Annotated in this window: 1 protein-coding gene; it reads left to right on the top strand. The window is 66.0% G+C overall.

What is annotated here, in order from left to right; all coding sequences use genetic code 11:
* Positions 1–253: ABC transporter permease subunit (locus SB764_RS42770; protein WP_410867146.1), on the top strand; the 253-nt coding region annotated here is incomplete at both ends.

Genomic DNA, 253 nt, shown 5'->3' with positions numbered 1-253 from the left:
ACCTTTGCCTGACCGGTGCCGACGAGCGGATGGCCTACACCAGTGGTGTCCGCGTAGACGTGGTCCGGATGCTCGCTCACATCGCGGGGGGAAGATTCACCGGGCTCGCTGCTTTGAGTTACACGGCGCTCGTCTCGTCAGGCGATCCGACGCAGGGCAGCACCTACACATTGCAGGCGGTAACAGCGCTCGTGCTCGGTGGCGCTAACCTGGCAGGCGGTCGAGGCGGCGCTCTCGGTTCGACGCTCGGTGC

Source organism: Paraburkholderia sp. SIMBA_027 (assembly GCF_046535315.1).
GTDB classification, from domain to species: Bacteria; Pseudomonadota; Gammaproteobacteria; order Burkholderiales; family Burkholderiaceae; genus Paraburkholderia; species Paraburkholderia tropica.
Note: the sequence above shows the minus strand (reverse complement) of the source record. Positions and strands in the feature narration are given on the sequence as shown.